Origin of the sequence: Streptomyces sp. NPDC050211, from assembly GCF_040656035.1 — a bacterium.
Taxonomy (GTDB): Bacteria; Actinomycetota; Actinomycetes; order Streptomycetales; family Streptomycetaceae; genus Streptomyces.
This window is the reverse complement of the sequence record NZ_JBFALC010000027.1, coordinates 44,820-63,395: the sequence shown is the minus strand read 5'-3', so window position 1 is coordinate 63,395 and position 18,576 is coordinate 44,820. Positions and strand designations below refer to the sequence as shown.

The window sequence follows — 18,576 nt, the reverse complement described above, 5'->3', positions numbered from 1 at the left end:
CGTCACGGTGGCGGGACCGGGGAGTGTTCCCGGTCCCGCGTCACGGGGAGTGCGGCTGCCGCTCGTTCCCTGGTCAGGGCTCCCGTGATCCTGCGGGCGAGGAGCGGATCGACCGGGAGGACGTGGGAAGCGAACCAGCGGGCGGCCGACGGGTCGGGGGACGGTTCGACGAACTCCGCGCCCGCGTAGTCGTCGAGCGGCGGATCGTAGACGTAGCCGCAGACCATGCCGTGGCGCACCAGGCGTTCCACGAGGGTGTCCCACTCATGGACCAGGAGCGGGACGCGGAAGAGGGGCGGAGGTCCGTCGTGTGCCGCGCTGTCGCGCACCGCCCGGGACGCCCAGGCAGTTCCGGACAGCAGCGACACACCGGCCCTGCGCCGGGTCAGGTCGCCGTCGAGCCGGGCCAGCCGCAGCGCCAACTGCCCCCGGACGAAGGCCCCGTGGCGGTCCCGGAAGCCGTGCAGGTCGACGCGGACCCATGGCTCGTACGCCGCCAGGCTCGGCGCCTGACGTGCGCAGCCGGTCAGCCGCGGCGCGTGCAGGGCCATCCGGAACGCCTCGCGCTCCAGCAGCCCGAGGCGACGCATCGCCCGCCACACCGGGCGCACCAGATGCAGGGCGCGTACCGAGGAACGCGCGAGTGGTCGCAGCGTGACGGCCAGGTCGGCGCGCAGGCGGCCCGGCACCAGGAGGTCGTCGCGCAGCAGTTCCAGCTCCCGGCGGGTGCGCGCGTCCTCGACGGCGAGGAATCCCCCGGCCGTCGCCGCGACATGCTTGGACAGGCTGAACGCGGACGCCTGACCGAAGGTGCCGATCCGCTGCCCGTCCACATGCGTGCCGATCGCGTGCGCCGCGTCCTCGATCAGCGGGATCCCCAACTGCTCACAGCGGCGGCGCAGTTCGACGACCCGGTCCGGCATGCCGTACAGATTGGTGGTCAGGACGGCGTCGATGGTCCGCCAGGTCGACTCCGGTACGGCGGCCGGGTCGATGTTGCCGTCCCACACGGACACGGGGGCTTGCACCGGGCGCAACCCCGCCGCCAGGACGACGAAGAGGATCACGTCGTCGTTCACCGGTGACATCAGCACCCGTCCACCCGGGCGGCACCAGCGCCGCAGTGCCAGATAGAGCGCCAGCCGTGCCGAGGGCGTGTAGACGCAAGCGCGTCCGAGTCGCCGTGTCATCATCGCGGCGAGCCGCGATCCGTACGGCATCGTCACCTGCCTCCGTCGAGGAAAGGGTGTACTCAGCGGGTGCGGGGTGCCGGTCTCCCGAGGCCCGTCCGGCCCGACGTCCGGAGCGCGCCGACCGACTTCAGTAACCGGTCGGCGGGCTCGCGCAGCCCGGGATGGGCGAGGACCGTGTTCCGCAGGCCGCGCACCGGTCTGCGCCACAGCCGGTGTGCCGTCGCCACCGGATGGGGCCGGGTGGCGAATCCTTCGCCCACGCGCAGCTCACGGGTCTTCAGCCAGTCCTTGTACTCCTTGTCGCCCCGCCCGAAATCCATGACCCGCACGCCGTCCCCGCCCGCGGCGTGCGCCATGCGCAGGTGCATCAGCAGGCCGGGCGAGTAGTAGCGGAGTTCGGGGTCGTACGTGGTGAACCAGGCGGCGAACACGGTGCGCGATCTCGCCCCGAAGTGCGCGGCCACCGGCCGGTCGCCGGCGTACAGCACGGACAGCACTCCGGTGAAGTGCTCCTCGCGCACCTGGAAGAAGTGGTCCACCAGCTCCACGATCCACGGCCGGGCGAACCGGTCCATCCGCCCCGTCCTCCGGTATTGGGCGGACTTCCACTCCATGAGGCGGTGCAGCATCCGGGGGTCGCGCTCGTCGAAGACGAAGCGCACCTCGCCGACGTCGCGCCCCAGCCGGCGTTCCTTCTTCAGCGTCGTCTTCGCCATCCCGGGGTACGTGGCGCGCAGCCACTCCGCGTAGGTGCCGTCACCGGCCGTCAGATCGACCACGGGTGACGCGAACGTCCCGGTGACGAACCTGCCGAACGGCTTCTGCTCGTCGACGAGATGGTCGAACTCGAAGACGGACAGCCCGCAGGCCCGCAGCAGTTCCCGCATGTCCCAGCTGACCCCGGGCCGGTGCACCAGGGCCTGGCAGTCGGAGAGACCGAGACCGATGGCGCGGCCGACACCGAAGGCATTGCGCTCGTACGGGAAGAACCCGACCGATTCCCCGCCCTCGTGCAGGACGCCCACCTGCGCCCGGCCGCGGTAGGTGCCGATCCCGGCCGCGAACTCCGGCGCCAGGAACGGGTTGGCGTAGTCGGGCGACTCGTCCATCGCCTCGTGCCAGGCCCGGCGCAGCGAGGTGCTCAGCTCTTCGGGTCTGTGAAGGGTGATGTCCTGCTGCTTCTTGGTGGATCGCACGGGCGACCCCTCCCCCCGGTTACGGCTCAAACGTCGCGAAACACCACGCACCCTGTCAAGGGTGCCCACTGCAAAGGAACGGTACGTACCGGATACCCGTCGACCCACCTCCGCTGATCGAACGAGCGTGCCGTTACCATCTGAGCGCTACCTAGCTCGAAAGAGATGGATCCTGTGACTGTCAACGAGGACTCGTTCACCAACTGGAAGAACCGCGAGGAGATAGCGGAGTCGATGATCCCGATCATCGGGAAGCTGCACCGCGAGCGGGACGTGACCGTCCTGCTGCACAGCCGCTCCCTGGTGAACAAGTCGGTGGTGAGCATCCTCAAGACACACCGCTTCGCCCGGCAGATCGCCGGCGAGGAACTGTCCGTCACGGACACCCTGCCGTTCCTGCGGGCCATCACCGCGCTCGATCTCGGCCCCTCGCAGATCGACCTCGGCATGCTGGCCGAGACGTACCGGGCCGACGACCGGGGTCTGTCGGTGGCCGAGTTCACCGCCGAGGCCGTCGCCGGAGCCACGGGCGCCAACAAGATCGAGCGCCGCGAACCGCGTGACGTAGTCCTCTACGGCTTCGGCCGCATCGGCCGCCTCGTCGCCCGGCTGCTGATCGAGAAGGCCGGCTCCGGCAACGGGCTGCGGCTGCGCGCCGTGGTCGTGCGCCAGGGCGGCGAGCAGGACATCGTCAAGCGCGCCTCACTGCTGCGCCGCGACTCCATCCACGGCCAGTTCCAGGGCACGATCACCGTCGACGAGGCGAACAGCACGATCATCGCCAACGGCAACGAGATCAAGGTGATCTACGCGAGCGACCCGTCCGAGGTCGACTACACGGCGTACGGCATCAAGGACGCCATCCTCATCGACAACACCGGCAAGTGGCGCGACCGCGAGGGCCTGTCCCAGCATCTGCGCCCCGGCATCGACAAGGTCGTGCTGACCGCACCGGGCAAGGGCGATGTCCCCAACATCGTGCACGGCGTCAACCACGACACGATCAAGCCGGACGAGCAGATCCTGTCCTGCGCCTCCTGCACCACCAACGCGATCGTCCCGCCGCTGAAGGCGATGGCCGACGAGTACGGCGTGCTGCGCGGCCACGTGGAGACCGTCCACTCGTTCACCAACGACCAGAACCTGCTGGACAATTACCACAAGGCCGACCGGCGTGGCCGCTCCGCGCCGCTCAACATGGTGATCACCGAGACGGGTGCCGCCTCCGCCGTCGCCAAGGCGCTGCCCGACCTCAAGGCGCCGATCACCGGCAGCTCGATCCGGGTCCCGGTCCCGGACGTCTCGATCGCCATCCTCAGCCTGCGGCTCGGCCGCGAGACCACCCGCGAGGAAGTCCTCGACCACCTCCGCGACGTCTCGCTCACCTCGCCCCTGCGCCGCCAGATCGACTTCACCAGCGCCCCCGACGCCGTCTCCAGCGACTTCATCGGCTCCCGCCACGCCTCGATCGTCGACGCCGGAGCCACGAAGGTCGACGGCGACAACGCCATCCTCTACCTCTGGTACGACAACGAGTTCGGCTACTCCTGCCAGGTCATCCGCGTCGTCCAGCACGTCTCCGGCGTGGAGTACCCGACCTACCCGGCCATGGCGGTCTGACCACCCGTCTTCGTGACGGTGCCGTGTCCGGTTGCGCACGGCACTGTCACCCGGGGTACCTGGCGTGCGCGGCTGCCCGCACGGCAGGATGTCCGGGTGAAAGATCAAATAGCCCCGTCCGCCCTGCGCCCGGTCCGTGGAACCGCCCTGTGTGCCGTCGCCGCTCTCATCCTCGTCGGTGTGGCCTGGACGGCCCGAGCCGTCTGGCAGATCCGGCTCGCGGCAGCGGGACAGCCGGCTTCCGGACCACCGGACCAGGGCGACGGCGTACACCGCCCGCTGACCGGCCTCGAGGACGCCTACCACATCGTCAGTTCCCTGGGAGACGCGGCCACGGTGGTCTGCGCCATCGCCTTCATCACCTGGCTGTGGCGCGTCCGGGACAACGCTTACGCCCTTTCGGGACAGCGGCCCCGCTACGCCTGGCCGTGGATCTACCTCGGCTGGATCATCCCCGTCGCGAACCTGTGGATCCCCCGCGGCCTCGTCGCCGACATCCACCGCACCGGCGCCCCGGAGCAGCCGCTGCCGCGTGTCGTGAACTGGTGGTGGGCACTGTGGCTGATCGGGATGGTCAGCGGAGTGGGGCTGATGTACACCGACTCCAAGGACGAGGTCATCGCGCGTGCCTACTCCGATGTCGGGGTGCTGCTGGCGGCCGACGCGGCCATGGTGGGCGCGGCCGTGGCGGGCGCCCTGATGGTCCGCGCCCTCACCTCGGCGCAGGAGGACCGCCGGACTGCCGGAGTCGCCGCGCCCCAGTGAGCCGAGGCTTGAGTCGTCCCCACAGGTACGCCCGCCGACGGCCCCATACAGAGGGGGCCGTCGGCGGGCGGCTGCGGTCAGCTGCCTTGCTGGACGATGTCGACCATCCACGGGATGCCGAAGCGGTCCGTGCACATCCCGAAGATGTCGCCCCACATCTGCTTCTCGAACGGCACGGACACGGTGCCGCCGTCGGACAGCTTCTCCCAGTACCCGCGCAGCACGGCGTCGTCGTCGCCGCTCAGACTCACGGAGAAGTTGTTGCCGGGGTTGTTCGGCATCCCGGGCGGGGCGTCGGCGCCCATCAGGGTGAAGCCGCTCGGGGTCTCCAGCATGCCGTGCATGATCTTGTCGGCGTTGGGCGCGTCCGGCTGTCCGAACTCGCCGTAGGTGTTGAGCTTCAGCGTGCCGCCGAAGATCTCTTTGTAGAACTCCAACGCCTGCCTGGCGTCGCCGTCGAAGCTGAGGTACGGGTTGAGGCGCGAGGCCATGGATTCCTCCCGGAAATGTGGCTGAAAGCCGATGCCAAGGACGCTAGCGCCCGGCACTGACAACGGCCCGTCCCGCAGGCCCACATGGAGCAAACAGGGGCCGACGTCAGACGAGGTGGGCGAAGACGACGAGGTTCTCCGTGTAGTCCTTGGCGCTGCGGTCGTAGTCCCCGGCGCAGGTGATGAGACGGACCTGGGCCTGCGGGGTGTCGGCGTACACCCGCTCGTCGGGGAAGCTGTCCTTGTCGAAGGTCTCCACGCTGTCGACCACGAACGTCGCGATGCGCCGGTCGGCTCGCTTCACCCGGAACCGGTCACCCTTCTCCAGCTCGCGGAGTTCCGCGAACACGGCCGGAGACGTCGCCGTGTCCACATGCCCGGCGATGATGGACGTACCCGCCTCCCCCGGGGACACCCCCTTGGCGTACCAGCCGACGAGATTGACCTCGTCCGCCGGTGGGGCCTCGAGCTGGCCCGAGCGGCCGATGGCGAGGGGGGTGAAGGGCGCGTCGACCGAGATCTTCGGGATGCGCAGACGGATCGGCTTGGACCGCGGCAGGTGTTTTCCGGCTCGTGGCGTCGCGGAAGAGGACGAGGCCGGAGACGGGGACGATGTGGCGGCCGGTGCGGCATGGTGCGCGTGTCCGGTGCCGGACGGCTCGTCCTCACCGCCGAACAGGCTCACCGCCACGACGACCAGGGCAACCCCACTCCAGAAGATCGTCGCGACTCTGCGGGATCCCAGCGACGTGGGCGGCGTTTCGGCGTCGGTAGGGGAAGGAGGGCTGGCTGCCATCGGACACCACCTCACTCGGGCACGGCAGCGGGGTCATCTCGCGGGAAGGGCGAGCCGGGCCGCCGCGACGCGAGGGGGACGTGCGGCGGCCTCGGCGGTCATGTCGTCGGCAGCGGGCAGTCAGGCCGCGCCCTCGGGGGCCTTCTTGCGCCGCAGCGCGTACATGCCGGTACCGGCCACGCCCAGCATGGCCAGCCCGGCGGCCGTCACGCCCGGCGAGGCGAGCGCGCCGCCGCCGGTGTGCACGCCGCCGCGCGGCTTGTGGTGGTCGGGCTTCCCGGACTCGTCGTGGTGCTCGCCGCGCCCAGAGTCGTGGCCGTGCTCGTCGTGCCCCGACTCCCTGCCGTGATCGTTGTGATCGCCGCGCCCCGACTCCCGGCCGTGATCGTTGTGCTCCGAGTCGTGGTCGTGCTCACCGTCGTGCCGGTGGCCCCAGGAGTCCTCGTCGCTTCGGCCGTGGTCGTTCCGGTAGGTGTTCGGGTCGTGCTTGGGGTCCCTGGCCGAGCCCCAGTCGTCCTGGTTCGCCAGGGCCAGCGCTCCGCCACCCGTGTGCATCCCGCCGCGCGGCATGTCGTGCCTGCTGTCCTTGTCGTGCTTCTTGCCGTAGGAAGAGTCTTCGTCGTGGTCCTTCTCCTTGCCGTAGGAGGAGTCGTCGCGGTCCCACTCACCCGTCGAGTCGGCGTAGGCGGGTGCGGCGATCGCGAGCGCGGCCGTGGCCGCGGCTGACGCGACCAGCATGCGTGCAGAGCGCATCTGTGAATCCTTCCGTCACACCCGGGCAGCTGACGCTTCGCCAGCTGGGTGACCCGGCCTTGACGTGATCCACCGTCAGCCGAACCGGACCGTCCCACCATTCGAGGCGATCACTCGGGTTACCCCCGCACCCCGGACGGCGGCATCCCTGACGCGCCCTCCCCCACCGCCCGCCGGGCCCTACAGCCGGGCTTCGGCCGGATCCCAGCCCTGGCGGGGCACCGAGGCGAGGAGCCGCCGGGTGTACGCGTGCTCGGGGGCGCTCAGCACGCTCGGGGTCGGGCCCTGCTCGACCACGACACCCCGGCGCATCACCACGGTCTCGTCGGTGATGTGGTGCACGACGGCCAGGTCATGGCTGACGAAGACGAGGGCCACGCCCGTGTCCCGTCGGATGTCGCCGAGGAGCTGGAGGATCTGGGCCTGGATCGACACGTCGAGCGCGGCGACCGCTTCGTCGAGGACCAGGATCCGTGGTTCGACGGCGAGTGCCCGGGCGATGGCGAGGCGCTGCCGCTGGCCGCCGGAGAGTTCGTGCGGCTTGGCGTCCGCCTCGCGGGTGCCCAGGCCGACCTGGTCGAGCAGGGCGGCGATCTGGGTGTCCGTCGAGGGGTGGCCGTGCAGTCCGAGCGCGATGCGCAGGCACTGGCGGGCCGTGAGCCGTGGGTCGAGTGAGACGTAGGGGTCCTGGAAGACCATCTGGATCTCGCGGGCGCGGGCCAGCCGGTCACGGCGGGTGCGTCGCCCGCGGCCGGCTGTGCGGTCCTTTCCGTTCACCGTGATCGTGCCGGAGTCGGGCCGGATCAGGCCGACGAGCATCCGCGCGACGGTGCTCTTGCCCGACCCGGACTCCCCCACGATGCCGACGGAGCCGCCGCGGGGAACGGTGAAGGAGACCTGGTCGGCGGCGGTGAGCCGGTCGCCGTCCGGCAGCCGGTAGGTCTTGCGCACGGCGTCGACGACGAGCAGGGGCGTGGCGTTTTCCTTCACCGTGTACTCCCGGTGGCCTGCGCGGCCGGATCGAGCTGGTCGGACGGGGCAGGGACGTCGAGATCGGGCAGCTCGGGCAGACGGCGGCACGCTGCCACGCCGCCGCCCGGGACCGGGAGCGGCTCCGGCTGCCAGGTGTCGCAGGCCGGTTCGGCGTGCGCGCACCGGGGGGCGAAGGGGCAGCCGGGGAACGTGTCCGCGAGCGATGGCGGGCGGCCGGGGATCGGGGCCAGGGGGCGGGTCGTCTCGCCCAGTTCGGGTGAGCACGCCAGCAGTCCGCGCGTGTAAGGGTGGCGGGCGTCGGAGAAGAGGCGCTGCGCGTCCTGCTCCTCGGCGACGCGGCCCGCGTACATGACGTACACGCGGTCGCAGTAGGCGGCGGCCAGGTGCAGGTCGTGGGTGATGAACAGCAGCCCCAGGTCGCGCTGCTCGCGCAGGGTGCGCAGCAAGGCGAGGATGTCGGCCTGCGTGGTGACGTCCAGCGCGCTGGTGGCCTCGTCGGCCAGCAGCAGCGCGGGCTCGGTGGCGAGGGCGCCGGCGATGACGACGCGTTGCAGCATGCCGCCGGACAGTTCGTGGGGATGCTGCCGGACGTGTCGTTCGGGATCCGGCAGGCCTACGGCGTCGAGGAGTTCGACGGCGCGGCCGCGGGCGGCGCGCTTGTCCGTGGTGCCGGTGCGGGCGAGCCGTTCGGTCAGGAAGTCCCCGATCCGGCGTACGGGGTTCAGTGCGGAGCGCGGGTCCTGGTGGACCATGGCGACCGTGCGGGAGCGGTGGTCGCGCAGCCGTGCGCCGGTCAGGGACAGGGCGTCGGTGCCGTCGACCAGGACGCGGCCCTCGGCCCGCGAGGCCTCGGGGAGGATGTTCAGCACGGCCTTGGCGGTGGTGGACTTGCCGGAGCCGGATTCGCCGACGAGGCCGACGACCTCTCCGCTGCGGACCCGCAGGGACACCTCCGCGAGCAGGGGCCGGGCGGCGCCGGGCAGCAGCACGGTCAGGTTCTCGATGTCGAGCAGCATGGCGGGCTACCTCCTGGCGCCGAGCCGGTCGGCGGCCCAGACGCCGACCACGTTGAAGGCCACCACGACGGCGGCGATGGCGGTGCCCGGCACGAGTGCGGGGAGTAGGGCACCCTGGACGATCGCGGCCTGCCCCTCCTGCACCATGAGCCCCCAGTCGGAGCTGGGCGGCTGGGCGCCGAAGCCGAGGTAGCTGAGGGTGGCGAGGCTCATCAGGGACTCGCCGAACAGGACCACCAGATAGCCGGCGATCGAGCGGGCGAGGTTGGGCACGAGGTGGGCCACGCAGCTCCGGGCGCCGCTCATGCCCTGGACGCGGTAGGCGTCGATGTAGGACATGGACCGTTCGGCCAGGGCGACGCTGCGGGTGTACTTCGCGATCGTCGGGGCAAAGGCCAGCCCGAGCGCGATCACGGACGTCGTCATGCCGGTGCCGAACACGGCGATGATCAGCACGACGAACAGCAGGCCCGGGAACGCGTACATGACGTCGGTGATCCGGGAGACCAGCGTGTCCACCCAGCCGCCCCGCCAGGCCGCGACCGTGCCGAGGGTGACGCCGAGGACGGCCGCCAGCAGGAGCAGCAGCAGCGGCGCGATCAGGCTCGTACGGGCTCCATAGAGGACCCGGGAGAGCAGGTCCTGGCCGGAGGCGTCGGTGCCGAGGGGGTGGGCGCCGCTCGTGCCGACCAGGGACGACGACAGGTCCACGGCGTCCGGCGTGTACGGCGCGAGCAGGGGGGCGAGGACGGCGGCGAGCACGACCAGCCCGAGGAAGGCGCCGGAGACGAGCACGCTCAGAGGGCGGCGGGGGCGCTTCCGCAGAGGGAGAAGGACGCCGGCGGGGACGGCGGTCATGCGGGGCTCCTCATGCTTTTGAGGCGCGGGTCGAGCAGGGGGTGCGCGAGGTCCACGACGGTGGTGACGACGATGTACGAGGTGACCATCAGCAGCAGGACCGCCTGAGCGACCGGGAAGTCATGGCTGTTGATAGCGCCGACCAGCAGGGAGCCGATGCCGCTGATCCCGAAGACGGTCTCGATGGCGACGGTGCCGGCGAGCATGCCCGCGGTGACCAGACCGCACATGGTGACGATCGGGCCCAGCGCGTTGCGCAGGACATGCCTGCGGATGATCTCCCGTTCGGGCAGTCCGGCGGCCCGGGCCACCGCCACATGCTCGGCGGTGCCCGCGTCCACCATGGCCTGGCGGGTGACCCGGCTGATGACGGCGAGCGCGCCGAGGGCCATGGCCACGGCGGGCAGGGTCAGGTGGTGCAGGGTTCCGGCGAAGCCCTCGCCGCCGCCCGTCACCGGGAACCAGCCGAGTTCGACGCCGAACAGGGCGACCAGGGCGATGCCACCGACGAAGGACGGCACGGACGCGGCGAGGGTGGTGCCGCCGACCACGGCCGAGTCGACCCAGGTGCCGCGCCGGACGGCGGCGAGGATGCCGGCGCCGACGCCGAGGACGACGAACAGGACGGTGGCGTAGCCGACGAGGGCGAGCGTGGTGGGAAAGCGCGCCCCGAGCAGGTCGGTGACCTGGTCGCTGTACTGGAAGGAGCGGCCGAGGTCGAGGTGGGCGCAGTCCCAGAGCCAGCGGCCGTACTGGACGACCAGGGGCTCGTCGAGGTGGTACTGCTCCCGGACCGTGGCGAGCCGCTCCGGGGTGAGCTTGTCGCGTCCGCCGGCCAGGAAGACGGCCGGGTCGCCGGGGGCCGCGTACACGGCGGCGAAGATCACGAAGGATGCCGCCAGCAGGGTGGCCACCAGTCCCGCGATCCGCCGTCCAAGGGCGCCGATCATGGTTGTTCAGCCCTTCTTCGCGCCGAGCCGCGCGGCCCACGGCGAATAGAGGTACGCCATGGAGGCCGGCGGGCCCGTCAGCTCGTCGTTCAGGACGAGGACGGTCGGCATCTGGGCGACGGGGATCCACACCGCGGACTCACTGAAGAGCCGCTGGGCGTCGATGACGAGGGCGGCGCGCTTGCTGTCGTCGATCGTGCGCAGCGCTTCTTCGATCTTGCTGTCGAAGGCGGCGCTGCTGAAGCCGACCCAGTTGTTGGAGCTGTCGGTGACGCCGTTGTCGTAGAAGCCGGCCGGATCGCTCTTGGAGATGTACCAGTCGGCCACCAGGACGTCGATGTCCGCGCGGGCCTCCTTGTCGCCATAGAACTCTCCGTACGTGGCGGACGGCACCGTCTTGATCTGTGCCTTCAGGCCGATCTGGGTCAGGGCGGCGCGTACGGCGTTGGCGATGACGAGGCGGCCCTGGGTGCTGTCGGTGCCGATCACGATGGGGGTGTCGGGCGCGGCCTTGGCGTTCTTGACGAGGTCCTTCGCCGCGGCCAGATCCTCCGCGTCGGGCTTGGCGGGGGCGCCGGTGAGCTGCTTCTGGGCGGCTTGGAAGGCGGCCTTCTCGTAGCCCCAGGCCCCGGAGCCGACGGCGGTGGCCCACGGTTCGACGAGTCCGCCGTAGCCGGACTTGGCGATGCCCTCGCGGTCGAGGGCCAGGGAGAGGGCCTTGCGGACGTCGGGGTCGGCGAGTCCGCCGCGTTCGGTGGGGATGAGGGCGAGGGCGGCGGTGCTCGGTCCGTAGTGCTGGTCGAGGCCGGACTTGCCGCGCAGGGCGGCGGCCGAGGAGACGGTGTCGAGGTAGGCGCCGTCGGCGGCCCCGGTGCTCAGTGCGTTGACCATCGCGCTGTCCGCGGCCCACCGGAAGACGACCCGCTTCGTCAGCGGCTGCTCACCCCAGTAGTCGTCGGAGCGGGTGAGGGTGATCGAGTCGCCGGACTTCCAGCCGGTCAGCTCGTACGGCCCCGAGCAGGCGTCGCCCTGGCCGGGCGTGCCGAAGTCGTCGCCCGCCTTCTCGACCTGCTCGCGGTTGAGGACGAGCCCGGCGTCGCCCGCGAGCGCCTTGGTGAACAGGGCGTCGGGCTGCTTGAACGCGACGGTGATCTCGCGGTCGCCGGTCTTGGTCATCCGGCTCACGTTCGCGAACTCGTCGGACTGCTCCATCTCCGGCTCGGCGTGGCGCCGCAGGCTGTAGAGGACGTCGTCGGCGGTCATCGCGGAGCCGTCGTGGAAGGTGACGTCGTCGCGCAGGGTCAGGACCAGGGTCTTGGCGTCCGGCCTGGTCTCCTTCGCCACGAGGGAGGGGCGCACGGACATGTCGGGCTGGAGCTGGTAGAGGCGTTCGCAGACGTTGCTCAGGACGGTGCGTCCGGCGCTGCCGCCCTGGGTGTCGAGGTCGAGGGACTCGGGCTCGTCCTCGAGCAGCCAGTTCACCGAGTCGACGGCGCCCTTGGCCGCCGCGGTGGTCGGGGTGAGCTTCAGCTTCGAGACGTCGACGTTCGCGGTGCCCTGGGCGGAACCGGTGTCGGCGCCGCTGCACGCGGCGGTCAGGGTCATCGCGCCGGCGAGGCCGACGGCGGCGAGACAGGTCGAGAGTTTCATGGCGGGGCTCCTGGGCGGGGCGGGGCTGGGAGGAGGGCGGGGAGCTGCGGCATGTGGGGGGTGCGGGAGACCGGATCAGTTCGGGGCGTGGGGGCCGTCGTAGAGGTTCCAGGGCAGGTGCTGGTACTCGCGGTCGCAGGGGGTGCCGGCCGTGACGTGGTAGTCGCCCGCGGTGAGGTCCACACAGGAGGACACCAGGGTGGACCAGTGCCTGACCTCGGGTTTGCGTGGGTCGGCGTGGGTGCAGAGGGACTCGGGGAAGCCGAGGTGGTCCGACATCGCCTGCTTGATCAGCTTGCGGGACTCGTCCGGGCCGGTCGCCTCGCGCAGCAGACGCAGGCCGTCCTCGGCGCGGGGCACGCGGACGAGCGAGTCGGGGGAGAGCGGCCGGTAGTCCGCGGCGAGGGCGGCGGGGACGCCGGCCTGGTAGTGGTTGCCGTGCACGAGCAGTCCGTCGGCCGGGTACATCCAGCCGTGCCCTGCCGGGGTGGTCTCGATGTCGACGGCGAAGCCTTCACGGCAGGTCAGCAGGGCGTTGCTGGCGATGTGCGCGCGGGTCTGGCAGAGCACCTCCAGTGCGTCCGTGATGCTCGCCTGGTCCAGGACGCTGCGCCGGATCACGGTCTGCGGCAGGCCCACGGCGTCGTCGAAGCGTCCGCCGAGGCCGTTGGCGTTGAGGGCGATGCCCGCGGAGTTGGCGCCCTGGCGGCCGATCTGCCCGGCCTCCACCTGCATGATCAGGGTGGGTTTCGGCGGCTGGACGATCCGGAGCATGACGACGGTGTCGCCGACCCCCGCCCGCCAGTCCCAGTTCTGGCCCGCCCACACATGGCCGTCACCGCTCGCCGGGCCGTACGCGGCGAACGAGGTGCAGCCCTCGGCGGGCTCCTCCGCGGGTACGGTCGTACGCCCTTCCCGCATCCGCGCGAAGGAGTCGTCGTAGATGACCTCGCCGCGTGCGTTCAGCGCGAGCACGTCGAGCAGGTCGACACCGGCACCGTCGGCGATGCCCTGCATCTCCTCCAGCAGGTGGGGCGCGTAGTCACGGACGGGCTCCAGCCAGCGGGCGGCACGCGCGGTGACCTGCTGCCAGGTCAGGCCCGAGGACACCCCGAAGGCCTCCGCGTAGTAAGCGAGGGCGGCGCCCAGCTGGGGGGCCACGGCCTCTCCGTACTGCCGGCCCCTCTGGGACGGGGTCCCGGAGATGTCAACGACCGGAAGGCTGCGTTTCATTGAGAGGCTCCTAGAAGGACCGACGTGCCGTAACATTCGTTCCAGGTGTTCATGTTCCTGGAACGAGTTATTCAGAGCGTAACGGCGATGCCATGGGAGTCAAGAGTCGTAATGGAAATTTCACAGGCAGGCAGTGCGGCCCCCGGAGGCCTGACGCGCCTGCGGGCCACCGTCCGCGAGCTGTGGGACGAGCTGTCCGCCTCCGAGCGGACGGTCGCGCAGTATCTGGTGAGCGCCCCGGTGGAACAGGTGATGTTCGCCAGCACCCAGGAACTGGGCACCGCCAGCGGCACCAGCAACGCCACCGTCGTACGCGCCCTCCAGCGCCTCGGATACGCCGGACTGCCCGCGCTCAAGCGGGAGTTGGCCGCCGACTTCACCGCCGCCCAGGCGCCCGACGTCCGGCTCGCCCAGCGCATCGCCCATGTCGGCAAGGATCTCGACAAGATCTGGACCGACGTCTTCGACGAGACCCAGGAACGCGTCGACCAGTGCCGCCGACTCGCCGACACCAAGGCCCTGGAACGAGCGGTCACGGTCCTGGCCGAGGCCCGCGAGGTGCTCTGCTACGGAGTGGCCGCCTGCGAACTGGCGGCACGCCACCTGTCCCGCTCCCTCGGCCGCATCGGCCGCCGGGCCCGCTTCGTCGGAGACACCGGCTTCGCCCTCGCCGACGCGCTGCTCGCCCTCGGCCAGGGCGACGCCGTCGTGATCTTCCAGCCGGGACGGCCGCTGTCCGAACTCACCGTGCTGGTCGAACGGGCCCGCGCGGTCGGCGCCCGGGTCGTCTTCGTCACCGACGAACTGAGCGAGGCCTTCGGGGACCGCGTCGACTCGGTCCTCCTCGCCCCCTACACCCCGACCGGAAGCACCAATGAAGCCCTGACCGGCCTCGTCATCGCGGACGTCCTCCTGCTCGCCCTCACCACGCTCGACGAGACGTCCGCCGTCGAGCACGCCCACCAGCTCGACGCTCTGCGCGGCCAGTTGCTCAATCCAGGGGGGCGCACGCGCTGACACGTTGAGCCCTGTATGCGCCCCGCGTATGTGGGTAAGAATGCGCCATAGAAGTGATCATGTGGCTGAGGTGTCCTGCCTCCACCGCGGCCAACTTTCCGGGAAAGCAGGTCGGTTGCCGTGCAGTTGCGTCTGCCTACGTCCATACCCGAAGCGCAGGAGTGCCTGGCTGACGGGGCGGTGCCGATAGGCGGGGCGACTCTGGTGTGGGCCACCTGGCAGCGGGACGGCTTCCCCGAACTGGCCGTGTCGCTGCGCGATCTGCCGGAGGCCAACACGATCGGGGCCGAGGAGCTGGGCGCGGCCGTCGTGCTGAATCAGATCGACCACCGGGTGCCGGAGGTGCTGCACCGGGCGGCGGCCGGGGTCGGGACCGGAGCAGTGCGCCGGGCGGCCACGGTCGGCGGCAACCTGGTCGGCAGCACGCTGCGCTGTCTGCTGCCCGCCGCGGTCGTGCTGAACGCCCGCGCGGTGGTGCTGGAACCGGAGGGGCTCTTCGAGACCGACCTCTCCGACGTGCTGGCCAAACACCATCTGCTGGTCGGCCTGCGCTGGAGTGCACCGATCATCAGCGGCTACCGCAAGCTGGAGGCCGCAGCGGGCGGACCGCCGCCGTTCGTCGTCGCCTCCGCCCTGCACGCCGACGACGGCGGCACCCGACTGCGCGTCGCCGTCCGCGACGGCTACGAGGTCCTCAGCGGCAGCGTCGCGGGTGCCGAGGACAGCGCGGACGTGCTCGACGCCCTGCACCGCACCGACCTCGGCACACTCGACGCCACCGCCTGGGAGACGGTCCGCCGGCACGTCACCGAACTGCTGACCCGCTCAGTCAGCGGGTGATCAGGCCCCGCTCTCCGGGTCGCAGCACCCTTCGCGCCGCATCTGGCGGCTGACCTCCAGCCAGTCCTGGGCTGCGGACGCCCGGTACGGCTGCGCGGACTCGAAGGCGTCGACCAGGTCCGCCTGTTCGAAGAGGATTCCGCCGCGCAGGACCGCGACCGTGCGGATCAGGGTGGCGAAGTCGGTGAACGGGTCGCCGTCGACGAGGGTGAGGTCGGCGAGCTTGCCCTCCTCCACCGTGCCCAGATCGTCGTCGGCGCCGAAGACCCGTGCGGGCAGCAGAGTTGCGGTGCGCAGCGCGTCGGCCGGTGACAGGCCGGAGCGGTGCAGTGCGCGCAGGGCCAGGTGCAGATGCAGCCCCACCGGGACGAGCGGCTGGTCCGTGCCCAGCGCGATCAGTCCGCCACCCGCAAGGATGCGCCGGTAGACGTCCATCTCCCGGGACAGCGTTGCCAGTTGGGCGTCGGTGGGCGGCAGCCCGGCCTGCTGCCGTACCAGCGCGGTGTCCCACGGCGGCATCATCGCGGTGACACGCGGATCGTCCGCGAGCGCGGGGTCGGCGCCCAGCAGGGGCGCGGCCGTGAACGGCGTGGCCACGAGATGGAAGCCGGCGCGGGTGTAGATCTCCACGACGTCCTGGTACGCACGCCCGGAGGCGGAGGTCGCATGTCCGAACTCCAGCCGCTGCGTGGCCTGCAGATGGGTCGTCAGGTCCTGGCCCAACTGCACGCCCGGGGTGCACAGATGGCTGCCGCTGCGCACCCCGAGCCGGTCGTGCCCGAAGTCAGCGGCCTCCTTCATGACCCAGCCCGGGGCCCGTACGTACGTCTTCACGAAGTCCCAGTCCAGCGCGGCCCCGCGTGCCAGTGAACGGCGCAGGCCCGCGGGGGTGCGGTGGGCTCTGCCCATGCTGTAGGCGACGCGCGGCCCGTCCAGGAGTTCGCCGGTGGCCAGCAGCCGGGGTCCGGCGAGGGCCCCTGCGGCGACCGCCTCCCGGATGCGGGCCTGCTCGTAGGCGAAGCCTCCCAGCGAGACGGCCGTCGTGACGCCATAGGCGACTTGGAGGGCGGTCTGGCGGCCACCGTAGGTCGACTGCCAGGGGTGGGTGTGCGCGTCCCACAGGCCCGGGATCACGGTGCGGTCGCTCGCGTCGATGCGGCGTGCGGCGGGGCGGCCGCCGCGGTGCGGTGAGACCTCCGCGATACGGCCGTCGCGGATCACGACATCGATGTCCTCGCGCACTTCGGACCCGGTGCCGTCCCAGAGGCGGCCCGCGTGCACGACCGTGTCGGCCGGGCGCGGTCTGCGGTAGTCGAGAGGAACGCGGACGGTACGGGACTTGCCGGTGCCGATGTCGATCAGGCGCAGGGTGCCCGCGGAGAGGTAGAGAAGAGTGCGGGCGTCGGCGGACCAGGAAGGGTGGTCGGCGGGTTCGGTGGTGAGTTGGCGCGGCTCACCGTCGGGGGTGCCGTCGGGCCGGACCGGCAGCAGCCACAGCGCCGACTCGGCGACCACGGCCATCCAGCGGCCGTCCGGGGACCAGACGGGCCCGGAGTCGTAGCGGTCCGCGAGCGAGGTGTGCGGGGCGAGGGCGTGCAGGACGGCGGTCCCGGTGGTGGTGTCGACAACCCGGATGAGGTTGTAGCCCTCTCGGAAGCGCTGGTTGAGACGGTTGCGGTCGCACAGCGCCACGTATCGGCCGTCGGGCGACCAGCTGGGGCGGCCGGGCAGTCCGCCCGCGCCGAGGGGGGCGGCCAGGACCCGTTCGGCGCCGTCGGGCAGGTCGCGCACCACGAGGTTGCCGGACATGTCCAGGCAGGCCAGCCGCGTCCCGTCCGGCGAGAGCGCCGGGAAGACCCGGCCGCCCTCGGCGAGCACGGTCTCCTCACCGGAGCCGAGGTCGTGGCGCCGTACGGCGAGCAGGCCGTCCCGGTCGTCGGAGTACACCAGCGCCCTGCCGTCGGGCGTCCATGTCGGCGCCAGCACATAGCGGGTGACGGGGACTTGAAGGACCTTGCGCGGTGCACGGCCGCCCTTGGTGTCCGCGATCCACAGCGCGTTCAGCGCGGCGAAGGCGACGGAGCGGCCGTCCGGGGACAGGGCGGGCAGGTGCAGCGCGCGGACGGGACGGGTGCCGAGGCCCTCGAAGTCGTACGACTTTCCGCGGTAGCGGGGCCGGTCCACGGGCAGCGTGGCCGCGAACGGGATCTCCTCGCCGTCGCCCGGAGCGTCAGGGTCGACCAGGCGGAAGCGGCCGTCGATGTTCAGCAGCAGCCGCTCGTCGTCCGTCCAGCGGGGCGGCGCCGGGAGGACGTCGCCCGCGAGGGCGACCGGTTCGCCGCCGACGACCAGGGCGCACGAGGCCGCGGGCGAGGCCGTGGTGCGCAGGTAAGTCAGCCGTCCGGTGGGCGAGACGGCGGGGGTCATCAGCTGGGCACCGGAGTCGTCGGTGTGCTCGGTGGTGACCGGGCCCGAGCCGTCGGCGGCCACCGACGCGACGGTGTTCGCGCGGAGGGTGCCCGTCTCGGTGACGGCCGCACGCACGAACAGCACCCGCTCGCCGTCCGGCGACCAGGTGGGGTCGAAGTCCTCCCAGCGGGAGCCCTGCCCGGGACCCTCCTGGCCGGGGCGGCCGGTGAGCCGGGTCAGCGCGCCCGTGCGCACGTCCACGACCCAGATGCGGTACGGGGCACCGCTCACGGTGTCGCCGCCGCGCTCGGAGGCGAACGCGATCCGGGTGCCGTCCGGCGACCAGGCCGGGCCCCGGTCGTCCCACGGCCCGTCGGTGAGCTGCCGCAGCCCGGTGCCGTCGGGGCGCAGCGTCCAGAGGTGGAAGCCGCCGCCTCGGTAGGCGCACACGACGAGACGGCTGCCGTCGGGCGAGTACTGCGGACGCGTGGGTTCGAGGCCGGGCGGGGTGAGGGCGACGGCGGGGCCGCCGTCGCGGGAGACGGACCAGAGAACGTTCTGGACCTCGGCGATCAGCCGGTCCCCGGAGGGGGCGAGGGTCGCGGAACCGCCCGTTGCCGCGGTGAAGTTGAGGGCGGTCGTACCACCGGACGCGGCGGTCGCGACGGGCGCGGTGACGGTGGCGAGCGCCGTGGCCGTGGCGGTGGCTTGCAGGAATCTACGGCGGGAGAGCGGGCCGGAACGGGGGGCGTCCGAGGTGCCTTCGGTGTCCAAGAGAGCTCCCAGTGCACGGAGT

The 18,576-nt window shown here is 71.6% G+C and carries 16 protein-coding genes; 4 read left to right on the top strand and 12 right to left on the bottom strand.

All coding sequences use genetic code 11. From position 1 onward, the window contains the following. Positions 1–2 precede the first annotated feature (2 nt). A complete protein-coding gene (locus AB0I98_RS25550; RefSeq protein ID WP_362945476.1) occupies positions 3–1,220 on the bottom strand; it encodes a DegT/DnrJ/EryC1/StrS family aminotransferase in 1,218 nt (405 codons plus the stop codon). Between the two features lie 32 nt (positions 1,221–1,252). After that, entirely contained in the window at positions 1,253–2,389 is a 1,137-nt protein-coding gene (locus tag AB0I98_RS25545) for a GNAT family N-acetyltransferase (protein WP_362945474.1), read from the bottom strand. Between the two features lie 174 nt (positions 2,390–2,563). On the opposite strand from AB0I98_RS25545, the gene AB0I98_RS25540 reads away from it, so the two are divergent. Further along, a complete protein-coding gene (locus AB0I98_RS25540; RefSeq protein WP_362945529.1) occupies positions 2,564–4,009 on the top strand; it encodes a glyceraldehyde-3-phosphate dehydrogenase in 1,446 nt (481 codons plus the stop codon). Between the two features lie 96 nt (positions 4,010–4,105). Continuing rightward, positions 4,106–4,774: a DUF4328 domain-containing protein gene (locus AB0I98_RS25535; RefSeq protein ID WP_362945472.1), complete on the top strand. Its 669-nt coding sequence runs from the start codon at positions 4,106–4,108 to the stop codon at positions 4,772–4,774. A gap of 77 nt (positions 4,775–4,851) precedes the next feature. Here the strand turns inward: AB0I98_RS25535 and AB0I98_RS25530 are convergent, their stop codons facing one another. The 9 genes from AB0I98_RS25530 to AB0I98_RS25490 all read right to left on the bottom strand — a co-directional run bounded on the left by AB0I98_RS25530 (position 4,852) and on the right by AB0I98_RS25490 (position 13,514). Continuing rightward, positions 4,852–5,265: a VOC family protein gene (locus AB0I98_RS25530; protein ID WP_362945470.1), complete on the bottom strand. Its 414-nt coding sequence runs from the start codon at positions 5,263–5,265 to the stop codon at positions 4,852–4,854. A gap of 106 nt (positions 5,266–5,371) precedes the next feature. Then, complete coding sequence (locus AB0I98_RS25525) at positions 5,372–6,061, bottom strand: class F sortase (protein ID WP_362945468.1); 690 nt, start codon at positions 6,059–6,061, stop codon at positions 5,372–5,374. Positions 6,062–6,181: 120 nt separating this feature from the next. Further along, the gene (locus tag AB0I98_RS25520; protein ID WP_362945466.1) at positions 6,182–6,814 is read right to left on the bottom strand and encodes a hypothetical protein; all 633 of its coding nucleotides are present in this window, start codon (positions 6,812–6,814) and stop codon (positions 6,182–6,184) included. 180 nt (positions 6,815–6,994) lie between these two features. Next, positions 6,995–7,804, bottom strand: a complete 810-nt coding sequence (locus AB0I98_RS25515) for an ATP-binding cassette domain-containing protein (RefSeq protein ID WP_362945464.1) — start codon at positions 7,802–7,804, stop codon at positions 6,995–6,997. Continuing rightward, positions 7,801–8,823 carry an ABC transporter ATP-binding protein gene (locus AB0I98_RS25510; RefSeq protein WP_362945462.1) on the bottom strand — a complete coding sequence of 341 codons (1,023 nt, stop codon included), beginning with the start codon at positions 8,821–8,823 and terminating at the stop codon, positions 7,801–7,803. The genes AB0I98_RS25515 and AB0I98_RS25510 overlap by 4 nt, the downstream gene beginning before the upstream one ends. Positions 8,824–8,829: 6 nt before the next feature. Beyond that, a complete protein-coding gene (locus tag AB0I98_RS25505; protein WP_362945460.1) occupies positions 8,830–9,681 on the bottom strand; it encodes an ABC transporter permease in 852 nt (283 codons plus the stop codon). Continuing rightward, the gene (locus tag AB0I98_RS25500; RefSeq protein ID WP_362945458.1) at positions 9,678–10,631 is read right to left on the bottom strand and encodes an ABC transporter permease; all 954 of its coding nucleotides are present in this window, start codon (positions 10,629–10,631) and stop codon (positions 9,678–9,680) included. The genes AB0I98_RS25505 and AB0I98_RS25500 overlap by 4 nt, the downstream gene beginning before the upstream one ends. Positions 10,632–10,637: 6 nt before the next feature. Next, positions 10,638–12,281 carry an ABC transporter substrate-binding protein gene (locus AB0I98_RS25495; protein ID WP_362945456.1) on the bottom strand — a complete coding sequence of 548 codons (1,644 nt, stop codon included), beginning with the start codon at positions 12,279–12,281 and terminating at the stop codon, positions 10,638–10,640. 75 nt (positions 12,282–12,356) lie between these two features. Next, a complete protein-coding gene (locus AB0I98_RS25490) occupies positions 12,357–13,514 on the bottom strand; it encodes a C45 family peptidase (RefSeq protein ID WP_362945454.1) in 1,158 nt (385 codons plus the stop codon). A gap of 111 nt (positions 13,515–13,625) precedes the next feature. On the opposite strand from AB0I98_RS25490, the gene AB0I98_RS25485 reads away from it, so the two are divergent. Together AB0I98_RS25485 and AB0I98_RS25480 are read left to right on the top strand one after the other, a co-directional pair. Next, positions 13,626–14,531, top strand: coding sequence for a MurR/RpiR family transcriptional regulator (locus AB0I98_RS25485; protein ID WP_362945452.1), 906 nt, complete (start codon positions 13,626–13,628; stop codon positions 14,529–14,531). A 120-nt stretch (positions 14,532–14,651) separates the two neighbouring features. Further along, a complete protein-coding gene (locus AB0I98_RS25480) occupies positions 14,652–15,371 on the top strand; it encodes an FAD binding domain-containing protein (RefSeq protein WP_362945450.1) in 720 nt (239 codons plus the stop codon). On the opposite strand, the gene AB0I98_RS25475 is transcribed toward AB0I98_RS25480, so the two are convergent. Beyond that, positions 15,372–18,554 carry an amidohydrolase family protein gene (locus AB0I98_RS25475; RefSeq protein WP_362945448.1) on the bottom strand — a complete coding sequence of 1,061 codons (3,183 nt, stop codon included), beginning with the start codon at positions 18,552–18,554 and terminating at the stop codon, positions 15,372–15,374. Between the last annotated feature and the right edge of the window lie 22 nt (positions 18,555–18,576).

Coding starts and splice junctions, on each gene's coding strand:
- AB0I98_RS25550 (WP_362945476.1), bottom strand. CDS start 1,220: ATGCCGTACGGATCGCGGCTCGCCGCGATGATGACACGGCGACTCGGA.
- AB0I98_RS25530 (WP_362945470.1), bottom strand. CDS start 5,265: ATGGCCTCGCGCCTCAACCCGTACCTCAGCTTCGACGGCGACGCCAGG.
- AB0I98_RS25525 (WP_362945468.1), bottom strand. CDS start 6,061: ATGGCAGCCAGCCCTCCTTCCCCTACCGACGCCGAAACGCCGCCCACG.
- AB0I98_RS25520 (WP_362945466.1), bottom strand. CDS start 6,814: ATGCGCTCTGCACGCATGCTGGTCGCGTCAGCCGCGGCCACGGCCGCG.
- AB0I98_RS25510 (WP_362945462.1), bottom strand. CDS start 8,823: ATGCTGCTCGACATCGAGAACCTGACCGTGCTGCTGCCCGGCGCCGCC.
- AB0I98_RS25505 (WP_362945460.1), bottom strand. CDS start 9,681: ATGACCGCCGTCCCCGCCGGCGTCCTTCTCCCTCTGCGGAAGCGCCCC.
- AB0I98_RS25500 (WP_362945458.1), bottom strand. CDS start 10,631: ATGATCGGCGCCCTTGGACGGCGGATCGCGGGACTGGTGGCCACCCTG.
- AB0I98_RS25495 (WP_362945456.1), bottom strand. CDS start 12,281: ATGAAACTCTCGACCTGTCTCGCCGCCGTCGGCCTCGCCGGCGCGATG.
- AB0I98_RS25490 (WP_362945454.1), bottom strand. CDS start 13,514: ATGAAACGCAGCCTTCCGGTCGTTGACATCTCCGGGACCCCGTCCCAG.
- AB0I98_RS25485 (WP_362945452.1), top strand. CDS start 13,626: ATGGAAATTTCACAGGCAGGCAGTGCGGCCCCCGGAGGCCTGACGCGC.